Genomic DNA, 11691 nt, shown 5'->3' on the forward strand with positions numbered 1-11691 from the left:
CTACGTGTCTAATAAACCATGTGTCGAATAAACTCTGTAATCTAATAAGCTCAGTAGATAATTAACTAAGTAGCCAATAAACTAACTAGCTCAGCAGATTAAGATTTTGGCTCTGATTTAGCGTCAAACTTCTCAGACCATGTTTTCAGAACATCTGCACGTTCACTGCCCATACGAGCGAAGTCCATTTTTGCCATGTTCTTCTCTACGTTCGGGAAGTTCTCTGCTTTACCTGTTACATCTTGGTGACCAACAACTGGGTACATTTCGATGTAAAGTTCATTCGCTGCTTTAGAGATAGACCAATCGATAACACGTTGTGCTGCATCTGAAGGCTTAACAAGACCTACCGCTTCAGATTCCCAACCGATACCTTCCGGTGTAATCACAGAAAGTGGCGCGCCTTGAGTCTTCAGCTTCGCGCCGCGGCTCGCCATAGAAATACCGATAGCCACTTCACCCATACCCGCTTGAACACATGGCTTCGAACCGGAGTGCGTGTAATGAGCAATGTTTTGATCTAGCTTCTGCATGTAGTTCCAACCTTGGTCTTCACCCATGTTTTGTAACCAAGCCGAAACCTGCATGTAGCCCGTACCAGAAGACGCTGGGTTTGGCATTGCAATGTGGCCTTTGTAGATAGGCTTCGTTAGGTCATCCCAAGATTTAGGTGCAGGTAGGTTCAATTGCTTAGCAACTACTTCGTTGAAACAAACCGCATTAAAGAATGCGTCATTGCCATACCAAGCTTGAGTAGATTGCGGATCGTTGAGGTTTGAACGCAGTGCTTCTACACCTTGAGGTGTGTAAGGCTTGAGAATGCCCTCTTCTTTAAGCAAAGCCATAGAAGAGCCCGCAAGACCCCATACTACTTCTGCGCGAGGGTTGTTTTTCTCGGCCAATAATTTTGCCGTCATGATCCCAGTTGAATCACGAACCCATTTGATGTTGATATCTGGGTTTTCACTTTCAAACGCGTTTTTGTATTTCGCTAAAATGTCAGTTTCAAAAGCGGTGTAAACCGTCACTTCCTGTGCTGCATAAGCATTACCAGCTAGTAGAGTAACTAATGCTGCAAGTGATCCTTTCATAAAACGGTTTTTCATCATTTTCTCCAGTCAGGCCCGATGCCAAGGTTAGGAATTCCAAGGTTAAAGTTGTTAATGCTAGAAGCTCCATCTAGAGGCTTCTATATCCATCAATTCATTTAGGTTGTTAGCACACATCTTTACATTGGTATGTACCAGATTTCGAGTATTAAGCTAACTGGCTTTTATGACGATTAAATGAACAAAAAATGGCAATTTCAAGATCGGAAAATTTCTAAACACACGTGACAAATTCGAATATGAAGCTTTTGTGAAAATAACGTTTGGGCTATTTACGACCGTTTAAATTGGTTGTTAAAGTAACCGCAAATATTGGTATAGTCCAAAATACAAATCACGAGAATTGAACATGAGAAACGAATACTTACTGCTGACACCGGGTCCTCTATCTACTTCTGAAACCGTTCGCCAAGCGATGCTAAAAGATTGGTGTACTTGGGATGATGAATACAACAAAGACGTTGTTGAAGTGATTCGTAGCAAGCTTGTGACTTTGGCGACTAAGCAGGCGGGATATACAAGTGTATTAATGCAAGGCAGCGGCACCGCTTCAGTTGAAGCAACAATCGGTAGCGTTATCTCTAACAGCGGTAAGCTTCTTGTGGTTGATAACGGTGCGTATGGTGCTCGTATTGCTCAAATCGCAGAATATTTAAACATTCCATGCCATGTCGTTTCCCCAGGTGAAACATCACAGCCTGACTTGAACGAAATGGAAACGGCATTGGCCATGGATTCAGACATTACTCACGTTGCGATTGTGCACTGTGAGACCACCACTGGCATGCTGAATCCAATTGAAGATATTGCCAAATTGGCAAAACAGCACAACAAAACCGTCATTCTTGATGCTATGTCTAGCTTTGGCGGCATCCCGATGGATATTGCTGACTTAGGCATCGACTACATGATCAGCTCGGCAAATAAATGTATTCAAGGCGTACCGGGGTTCGGCTTTGTTATCGCCAAGCAATCGGAACTGGATAAGTGCAAAGGCCAAGCTCGCTCATTGAGCCTTGACCTGTTTGACCAATGGCACTGCATGGAAAGCAACCACGGTAAATGGCGCTTCACGTCTCCGACTCACACGGTACGTGCTTTCTACCAAGCCCTGCTTGAACTGGAACAGGAAGGCGGCATCGAAGCTCGTCATAATCGTTACCAAACCAACCAAACTACATTGGTTGCCGGTATGCGCTCTCTTGGTTTTGAACCTCTGCTAAATGATGACCTTCACTCTCCTATCATCACCTCTTTCTATTCTCCAACTCATAGCGATTACCAATTCAAGGAATTCTATGACCGTTTGAAAGAACAAGGGTTTGTGATTTACCCGGGCAAGGTTTCAAACGCAGACTGCTTCCGAATCGGTAACATCGGTGAAGTTTACCCGTCAGACATTGAGGCTCTCATTGGCGCAGTAGAAAACGCTATGTACTGGGACATCAAATAATGACGACGACCAATCAAGAGCCAATTCTAAAGGCCACACACTTTCGAAGCGAAGGCGATGTGAACACCACGCCAGCGCGTGAGAAATGGAACGAATCGCTAAACGATGATGCGACTCAAGCGATGTTAAAGCGTGACTCTGACGTGTTTCTTCATCAAGCCATGTCTACACCTTGCCTAGACACGCTTGAAGCAGCTGAGGGCATCTACATTCAAGATGCGACTGGCAAGAAGTACATGGACTTTCATGGGAATAATGTTCATCAGCTTGGTTACGGCCACCCACACATCATCAATAAGGTGACTCAACAAATGGCGTCATTGCCGTTTTCACCACGTCGCTTTACCAATGAGACGGCCGTTCAGTGTGCTGAGAAACTCACACAGATCTGCGGTGGTGATTTGAATCGCGTGTTGTTTGCTCCGGGTGGTACATCGGTGATCGGCATGGCACTCAAACTTGCTCGACATGTCACCAACAACTTTAAAGTAGTGTCATTGTGGGACTCATTCCATGGCGCGTCACTGGATGCAATTTCAGTGGGTGGTGAAGCCTGTTTTCGTGAAGGCATGGGGCCGTTAATGGCAGGCGTAGAACGTATCCCACCAGCGGTCTCTTATCGTGGTGCTTTCCCGCTTAATGACTCTTTATCGCTTCGCGGGCAAAGCTCAGGCGATAACAATGAGACTGCATGTGATGTGCATTATGCAGATTACCTTGAGTATGTGATTGAAAAAGAAGGTGGTATTGGAGCCTTCATTGCAGAAGCTGTTCGTAACACCGATGTTCAAGTGCCAAGTAAGGCTTATTGGAAACGTATCCGTGAGATCTGTGACAAACACAACGTCATGTTGATCATTGATGACATCCCAAATGGCATGGGTCGTAGCGGCGAATGGTTTACTCACCAAGCGTTTGATATCGAACCTGACATCTTATGTATCGGTAAAGGCTTTGGCGGCGGCTTGGTTCCAATTGCCGCCATGGTCACCAAAGACAAATACAACACGGCAGCGCAAGTATCATTGGGTCATTACACCCATGAAAAAAGCCCTATCGGTTGCGCGGCAGCACTCGCTACCATGGAAGTGATTGAGCAAGAAAATCTACTTGAAAAAGTGCAAGCAGACAGCGTATTCGTACATGAACAACTGCTTCAAATGAAAGAGAAATACCCAGTCATTGGGGACGTTCGCGGCATCGGCCTGCTCTGGGGGGTGGAATTGGTCACTGACCATATCACCAAAACCCGAGCGTTCGATGAAGCGGAAGCAGTACTTTACCAATGTCTGAACAATGGCCTGAGCTTTAAGGTGTCACAAGGTAACGTGATTCAGTTGAGCCCACCATTGATCATCAGCCGCAGCGAACTAGAAGTCGCTCTGTCTGTATTAGAAAAAGCGATAGCAAAAGTCTGCAAAGACTTTGAGTACCTTTAAACCATCACCTAACCAATAACCTAAAACAATCATTCGTCCCCCAGTACTTTTGAACTGGGAGTGACACAAAAATAGGACATTATTATGAACACAACATCACCTATCCAAGCGGTTATCTTTGACTGGGCTGGCACTATCGTTGATTTTGGATCGTTTGCTCCAACCAGTATTTTTGTAGAAGCATTCAGACAAGGTTTTAACTTTGATATCGACCTAGCAGAAGCGCGTGAACCTATGGGTATCGGCAAATGGGACCACATCCAAGCGGTTGGTCGAATTCCAGCTGTTGACGCTCGTTGGAATGCTCAATTCGGACGCTCGATGACCAGTGAAGACGTTGATGCGATCTACGCGGCATTCATGCCTCTTCAGAAAGCAAAAGTAGCAGACCACGCAGCACCAATTTTAAACGCTATTGAAGTGGTAAATAACCTAAAAGAAAAGAACGTAAAAATAGGCTCTTGTTCTGGTTACCCACGTGAAGTAATGGATGTACTGATCCCAGCTGCAGCAGATTATGGTTATCTTCCTGACAACGTAGTAGCAACGGATGACTTACCGCAAGGCGGTCGCCCCGCTCCATTCATGGCGCTTAAAAACGTCATTGACCTAGGTGTGACGAACGTCGCCGCGTGTGTGAAAGTGGATGACGCTGCACCGGGTATAGATGAAGGCCACAACGCAGGCATGTGGACAGTAGGCCTTGTACTATCAGGCAACGAAGCAGGCTTAACGTATCAAGAATATCTAGATGCTGACGAAGCGACACTTGCAGCTGCGCGAGAAAAAGCAAGCGTGAAGCTAAACAAATCAAACCCGCATTACCTGATCGATACTATTGCCGACTTACCTAGAGTGATTGCAGATATCGAAAAGCGTTTACTTGAAGGTGAACGTCCATAACTCCTGTCACATCCGCAAATCAAGGTCTATAGTCCAATAATCCGTACAAATGAAAATGAAACCTCGTATCGCCTAAAAATGATACGAGGTTTCTTCGTTTCCAATATTTGAGACAACAATTAATTGACAAAAACCTCTGTAAATAGCACCTTAAATATATAATTTTTAACAATTTCATTGACTGCAATACGCAACTAAACTAACAATATAACAACAGTTCCAAGATAGGTTCGACCTGAATCGACGCCTGGAACGATTTACTGTTGCAGTGTCCCAATCAGTACGTCGTCGCTTTAAAGGCTCATTCAGATAACAATAAGAGTTAATCCAAGGATAAGATTATGAAAAAACTGTCAAAAATCATGTGTGCTGTGATAGCTGCTTCAGGTTTCGCTGCTGCTCCCTCAATTGCTTCAACCACGTATGTTGGTGCTAAAGTTGGCATGGGTTGGCTAGATAGCGCTTGTGTAAGCGGTGAGAAGTGTGAAGATGATTCTGTTGCGGGTGGTATTTACGGTGGTTACAACTTTACCGATAACATTGCTCTTGAATTGAATGCAGATTACTTAGGTGATTATGATACCAGCTTTAACAACAACGGAACGCCTAAAGCATACAGTGATTCGATCGTAGCCATTTCTTTAAGCCCAATGTATCGACTAGCGATTAAACAAGAGTTTGATATCTTCTTTAAAGCAGGTCCTGCTTACATCATGCACGATGACGAAGACGACGTTGTATTAGCACTAGGTATCGGTGCTGAGAAACAGCTATCCGACGACTGGGCTCTTCGAGTTGAATATCAATACTTCGATGATTTTGACGATAAGATTATCCAAGACCTTAACTCCAATCTTGTTACCGTTGGTCTAAGCTACAATTTCGGTACAGGTAACACGACAGCGTCAGCCGCAACAGTAGCTTCTGCGGCAGCCGTAACACAGGCTCCATCTGAACCAATTGCAGAACCTGAAGCCGTTGTTGTTGAAGAAGAGACTGTTGTAATTAAAGCGCAAACAGAGAGCTACTCTCAAGAAATGTTTGCAACTAACAGTACAGAGCTGTCTACCGATGGTAAGACTGCGCTAGAGCCATTAGTTGAAGTGCTTAAAACTTACCCTCAATCATCAGTTAATGTTGTTGGTCACACAGATTCAACAGGCGCTGCTGAATACAACATGATGATCTCTAAGAAACGTGCTGCCGCTGTAGCCGCATACATTGAAGAGCAAGGTATTGAAGCAGACCGTATTACGGCTACAGGTGAAGGTGAAGAAAACCCAGTAGCAACAAACGATACTGCTGAAGGTCGTGCACAGAACCGTCGTGTTGACGCAACAATCCCAAGCTTCGAATACCAAGAAGAAGCGCAAATGGAAGAAGTTATTGTAGAAACGGCTGAATAATAGCAGTCAACTCTAACTAAAATAATAAGGGCGGAGCACTTGAAAGTGCTCCGCCCTTTTCTTTATCTGGCTTTACTCATACGCCGTAAGCCGTAAGCCGTAAAAATTAGCCTATCGCCTAGGCACACAATCAAAAGACTAGATGATTTCCCAGCTGTGAGTCATCTCTACGCCAGCGCCTAGCATTAGACATACTGAACAGTATTTCTCTAACGAGTCAGCACATACTTTAGCAACAAGGTCAGGATCAAGATTGTCACCAGACACTTCAAAGTGAATATTAATCACAGTAAAGATTTTTGGTGCCGTTTCACGACGCGTTGTTTCAAGTTTTGCATTACAGCCTGTGATGCTCTGGCCTGCAGATTTCAAACCATCAACCACATCAACAGAGCTACAACCACCAGCGGCCATCAGCACCATCTCCATAGGGCTTGGCGCAGTAGCACCACCGCTTCCATCCATAACAATAGAATGGCCAGATTGAGATTGACCTAGGAATTTAAAGCCTTCGACCCATTTAACTTCTGCTTGCATGTTGTTCCTTAGATGTACGAAAAGCGTCATCATTAACTAGTATTTTATATCAATGCCTACACCCTACTACTGGCGGCATTTATGAGCAAGATTTCTGTTTGAGATATTTATTTCATGAATTGTGCAATTTTTTCCATCTAAAACCTGTCTCTATTCGTACATTCAAAATCGAATGAAAAGAACGTCAAGATGAGGTATCTATGAATAAATTATCTAAAATATTGGTATCACTCGTGGTTGCGCTACCACTGATTTCGCTGTTTGTGAGCCAGACTGGCACTGCCAATACAATGGATAAAACGGCTAACTCAGGTAAGAGCGAAATAGCGACACTGGCTGGTGGTTGTTTTTGGTGTACAGAATCCGATCTGGAGAAGCTGACAGGAGTCTCGGATGTTGTCTCAGGATATTCTGGTGGCGAATTAGAGAATCCAACCTATAAACAAGTTTCATCAGGTAAGTCTGGTCACATCGAAGTGATCAACGTGACTTACAACCCTGATGTGGTTAGCTACGAACAGGTGCTTGACCAATTCTTCAGACACATCGACCCAACTGATGACAAAGGTTCATTCGTTGACAGAGGTCCACAATATCGACCTGCTGTTTTCTATCATAACCAGGAGCAAAAAGACGTCGCTCAGAACTTCATGATGGAAATCGATAAGGCTCAAATCTTTGGTGAACCATTAAAAACAGAACTGATTAAGTTTGAAAAATTCTGGCCAGCAGAGGATTACCATCAAGATTATTACAAGAAGAGCAAGGTTCGTTATAACTACTACCGCTACGCTTCTGGTCGTGATCAGTACCTAGATAAAGTCTTCGGTGATGATAGAAAAGAAAATCCGAAAACGATCCGTCAGATCATCGATGGTAAGAATGCGACAGCCAATGCTAAGACATACAGCAAGCCATCTGATGCGGAGATCAAAGCGTCTCTAACTTCACTGCAATACGATGTTACACAAGACGACGCGACAGAGCGCCCATTTGACAACAAATACTGGGATAACAAGCAAGAAGGTATTTACGTTGATATCGTAACGGGTGAGCCTTTGTTCTCTTCAAAAGACAAATACAAATCAGGTACAGGTTGGCCGAGCTTTACACAGCCAATCAGCGAGGCTTATGTCGTAACGACTACTGACTACAAGCTGCTTTACCCAAGAACAGAGGTTCGCAGTAAATTTGGTGACTCACACCTAGGACATGTATTTAAAGATGGTCCAAAGCCAACAGGTTTACGCTACTGCATGAACTCAGCTGCTATGCGCTTTATCCCTGCAGATAAATTGGCTGAAGAAGGCTACGAAGAATATATTGAAATGTTCGAAGGCTAGATGCTAAGTGCTAAGAAATTAGAGCTACACCTATAACAACAAAGCCAGCATATCGCTTGCTTTGTTGTTACTGACAAAATGTGATTCATTAGCCTGGTAACGTTATTAACCCGTTAACACAGTATCTTCGGGGTATTTCAACAAGGAAGGTTCTGGGCGAGCTAGCATATAAGCCAAGGTCAAGGGACCGATACGTCCAATCACCATAACGACAATCATGATGTATTTACCCGGCTCAGTCAGGTTTGCAGTGAGTCCTGCTGTTAGGCCAACGGTTGCAAAGGCAGAAATCACCTCAAACATCACGCGATCAAACGCTGCCTTTTCAGTAAGCATTAACAAAAACATCGCAGTGGTTAATAACGCCCCACTAACCACAATAATAGCCAACGACTTTGTTACCGCTTGCCAAGTCACGGTGCGCTTAAACATCACGACATGCTTTTTCTGACGCAAGAATGTCCAAGTTGCGACAAACGCAACCGCAAAGGTCGAGACCTTAATACCACCACCAGTGGAAGTCGAACCAGCACCAATCAACATTAGTACTATCATCACCAATAATGCCGGTTGCGTATACTGAGACAAATCGACACTGTTGAAACCAGCGGTACGAGCACTCGCCGATTGGAAAAATGCCGCTAACCACTGACCTTGTATAGAGAGGCCTTCCATCGTTGCTGAGTTATTTCTCTCCAATAACCAAAACATCACCGTACCCACCAACAACAAAGTTGGAGTTGCGGTCAGCATGATCTTAGTGTGCAGATGCAAGTGCTGGAAGCCTTTACGCCAGTTACTCGATAAGTCCCCCACTACCGTGAAGCCTAATCCCCCAAAGATGAATAAACCCGCCAAAGTACAAATCACCAATGGATCATCAACAAAACTCATCATGCTGTCTGAGAACAGCGCGAAACCTGCGTTATTGAATGCAGATATAGCGTGAAAAAGTGCATAAAAGCTTCCCGTTGCCCATCCCATTTCTGGAACCCAACGGAAACAGAGCAATACAAACCCAACAAACTCCGCCACCAACGCAAAGATGATGATCTTCTTAACTAATTTACGGAGATTAATCTTACGATCTTGACCCAACGCTTCCTTCGCCAATGCTTGTTGCTTGAGACTTAATCGAACACCAAACATATAGAGCAGCACTGCAGACAGTGTCATCTGCCCTAAACCGCCGACTTGCATCAAAAACATCAGCAGTATTTTGCCCGCCAGAGTGAAATGTTCACCCGTATCGACAACACCCAAGCCTGTCACACTGATTGCGGATGTGGCAGTAAACAGCGCATCTGTAAAACTAAGTCCGGTTACAGAAAAGACTGGCAGCGTCAACAAGATTGCAGAAGGGATAAGAACACCTAAGAAACTCGTAAGGATAATCTTTGGCTCTGAGCCTTTACGCGGCTTTTTATCTGTCTTGAGCGTGTAGAAAGTACCTTTTCGTTTCAACGAATTCATACGGTTACCTTATTACCAATTACTTATTACCAGTTACCAATTGCGTAGCTTTCTAGACAAGGTCTCTTTCGGCCCAGCGATGATCACCACATCACCGATTTCTAAACTGACATCAAGCTCAGGTGCTTTGGTTAGATTCGGGCCGCGCTTGAAGCCAAGTACTTCAACCCCTACCTCTTTGCACAGCTTTAGGTCGCGAAGTTGCTTACCTAAAAACTTTGAGCCAATAACGATTTCTGTCATCGCTAAGCCACTGCCAAGGTCGATAAATTCGAGAACGCGTCTGTCCAGCATCTTACGAGCAACACGAATACCCATATCTCGCTCCGGCATGATGATATGGTCAGCACCAATCTTAGAGAGGATCTTGCCGTGGAACTTATCATTCGCCTTAACCCAAACTGCTTTTGCTCCAGATTCTTTCACCACCAAAGTCGTTAGAATGCTTGAGTTAACGTCAGAGCCTATCGATACCATCACCATATCGTAATCATCGAGTCTTAACTCTTTCACCGTCTCTTCGCTCGTGCAGTTCGCAACAATCGCTTGTGAAACAAAAGCCGCTGCTTCTTTCACCCGATCTTCATCAATATCGACGGCCAGTACCTGTGCCCCTGAACTTTGCAGCTCTTTGCAAACAGACAGACCAAATCGCCCTAAACCGATAACTGCATATTGTTTGTCGCTCATTTGAAATCCTGTTTAGAAATTTTAATTACACGGGATAGTCAAACCTACATTAGTTTCTATCTCAAAAAAAGTTAGTTCTGCAAGAATAAGGTTATACTATTGTCATAATCGCTTGATTTATAAAGGTAGAGAACAACTCGAGTTTCTGCTAATTTCCAATTCATAATTTCTGCGGCAGCACACACAATGAATGAATTCATAACCCAAGTACAAACCTACATCAACCAGAGCCATAGTGATTGGGCAAACAGCGTCCTATTCATCACTATTGCGAGTTTTCTCGCTTGGGTAGCTTGGCGAATTATCCATAATCGCTTAGAAATTCTGGTTCAGAAAACTCCATTCCACTGGGACGACCTACTGCTAGAGGCTCTAAAAACGCCTGTCAGCACGTTACTTTGGTGTTGGCCTGCTACTGTGTCTATCGGCCTGATCCTTCAAGGCCAGTTTGGCAATGAAATCAACTGGCTAAAAACGCTTAAGCACATACTGATCATCTGTACTTTTGTTTGGTTCACGTTGCGAATGATCAGCAACTCTGAAGCGTATGTCTTAGAACAGAAGACCAGGGACGAAACCACCGTTCAAGCTATCGCGAAAGTCGCTCGCTTGTTCTTTATGGTTATGGGCGGACTGACCATCATGCAAGCGTTTGGGCTCAGCCTTTCCGGCTTACTCACCTTTGGTGGTGTGGGTGGCTTGATCGTCGGTTTGGCAGCTAAAGATTTACTGTCGAATTTCTTTGGCGGAATGATGATTTACTTCGACCGCCCGTTTAAAGTTGGCGATTGGATACGCTCACCCGATCGCCAAATCGAAGGCACAGTAGAACGTATTGGCTGGCGCATGACCATCATTCGCACCTTTGATAAGCGCCCTTTGTACGTACCTAATTCTGTGTTCAGTAACATTGTGGTGGAGAACCCATCAAGAATGTTGAACCGCAGAATCAATGAAACGTTTGGGCTTCGCTATCAAGACGCAAATAAGCTTGCTCTGATTGTGGATGACGTAAAAACTATGCTCGAAACGCACCCAGATATTGATGCCAAGCAAACCTTGATTGTTAACTTTGATAAGTTCGGGCCATCAACGCTCAACTTCTTTATCTACACCTTCACCAAGACGGTTAATTGGGTGAGATACCACGAAGTGAAACAAGATGTTTTATTGCAGGTGTTAGCGATTATTCATAAGCACAATGCTGATATCGCCTTCCCAACACAAACACTCAAGATTGAAGCGCAAGACATCAACGATTCTCAAGGTGTAATGAATTCGAGCCCTGAAGCTCATCGATAAGCCATAAGCGTGGTAACATGGTGTTAGTAACCCTTT

The 11691-nt window shown here is 44.3% G+C and carries 10 protein-coding genes; 6 read left to right on the top strand and 4 right to left on the bottom strand.

What is annotated here, in order from left to right:
• Positions 1-98: 98 nt before the first annotated feature.
• Positions 99-1109, bottom strand: a complete 1011-nt coding sequence (locus AC3CKG_RS17115) for a putative 2-aminoethylphosphonate ABC transporter substrate-binding protein (protein ID WP_017094998.1) — start codon at positions 1107-1109, stop codon at positions 99-101.
• Between the two features lie 349 nt (positions 1110-1458).
• On the opposite strand from AC3CKG_RS17115, the gene phnW reads away from it, so the two are divergent.
• The 4 genes from phnW to AC3CKG_RS17135 all read left to right on the top strand — a co-directional run bounded on the left by phnW (position 1459) and on the right by AC3CKG_RS17135 (position 6310).
• Positions 1459-2562 (top strand): 2-aminoethylphosphonate--pyruvate transaminase, encoded by a 1104-nt coding sequence (phnW, locus tag AC3CKG_RS17120; RefSeq protein WP_488529625.1) that lies wholly within the window; start codon positions 1459-1461, stop codon positions 2560-2562.
• Positions 2562-4001, top strand: a complete 1440-nt coding sequence (locus AC3CKG_RS17125) for an aspartate aminotransferase family protein (protein WP_488529626.1) — start codon at positions 2562-2564, stop codon at positions 3999-4001. The genes phnW and AC3CKG_RS17125 overlap by 1 nt, the downstream gene beginning before the upstream one ends.
• A gap of 84 nt (positions 4002-4085) precedes the next feature.
• Positions 4086-4904 (top strand): phosphonoacetaldehyde hydrolase, encoded by an 819-nt coding sequence (phnX, locus tag AC3CKG_RS17130; RefSeq protein WP_102282022.1) that lies wholly within the window; start codon positions 4086-4088, stop codon positions 4902-4904.
• A gap of 341 nt (positions 4905-5245) precedes the next feature.
• A complete protein-coding gene (locus tag AC3CKG_RS17135; RefSeq protein ID WP_102282023.1) occupies positions 5246-6310 on the top strand; it encodes an OmpA family protein in 1065 nt (354 codons plus the stop codon).
• Positions 6311-6448: 138 nt separating this feature from the next.
• Here the strand turns inward: AC3CKG_RS17135 and AC3CKG_RS17140 are convergent, their stop codons facing one another.
• On the bottom strand, positions 6449-6847 hold the full coding sequence (locus AC3CKG_RS17140; protein ID WP_102298956.1) for an OsmC family protein: 399 nt from the start codon (positions 6845-6847) through the stop codon (positions 6449-6451).
• A 200-nt stretch (positions 6848-7047) separates the two neighbouring features.
• On the opposite strand from AC3CKG_RS17140, the gene msrB reads away from it, so the two are divergent.
• Entirely contained in the window at positions 7048-8190 is a 1143-nt protein-coding gene (gene msrB / locus AC3CKG_RS17145) for a peptide-methionine (R)-S-oxide reductase MsrB (protein WP_488529627.1), read from the top strand.
• A gap of 105 nt (positions 8191-8295) precedes the next feature.
• Here msrB and AC3CKG_RS17150 read toward each other — a convergent pair whose 3' ends face one another.
• Both AC3CKG_RS17150 and AC3CKG_RS17155 read right to left on the bottom strand, forming a co-directional pair.
• Entirely contained in the window at positions 8296-9663 is a 1368-nt protein-coding gene (locus AC3CKG_RS17150; protein WP_102266262.1) for a TrkH family potassium uptake protein, read from the bottom strand.
• A gap of 33 nt (positions 9664-9696) precedes the next feature.
• Entirely contained in the window at positions 9697-10353 is a 657-nt protein-coding gene (locus AC3CKG_RS17155; RefSeq protein WP_099166558.1) for a potassium channel family protein, read from the bottom strand.
• A gap of 186 nt (positions 10354-10539) precedes the next feature.
• Between AC3CKG_RS17155 and AC3CKG_RS17160 the strand changes: the two genes are divergently transcribed.
• Positions 10540-11655 carry a mechanosensitive ion channel family protein gene (locus AC3CKG_RS17160; RefSeq protein WP_102338745.1) on the top strand — a complete coding sequence of 372 codons (1116 nt, stop codon included), beginning with the start codon at positions 10540-10542 and terminating at the stop codon, positions 11653-11655.
• Positions 11656-11691 lie beyond the last annotated feature (36 nt).

The sequence above is a fragment of the Vibrio sp. QJM3NY_15 genome, assembly GCF_057785995.1.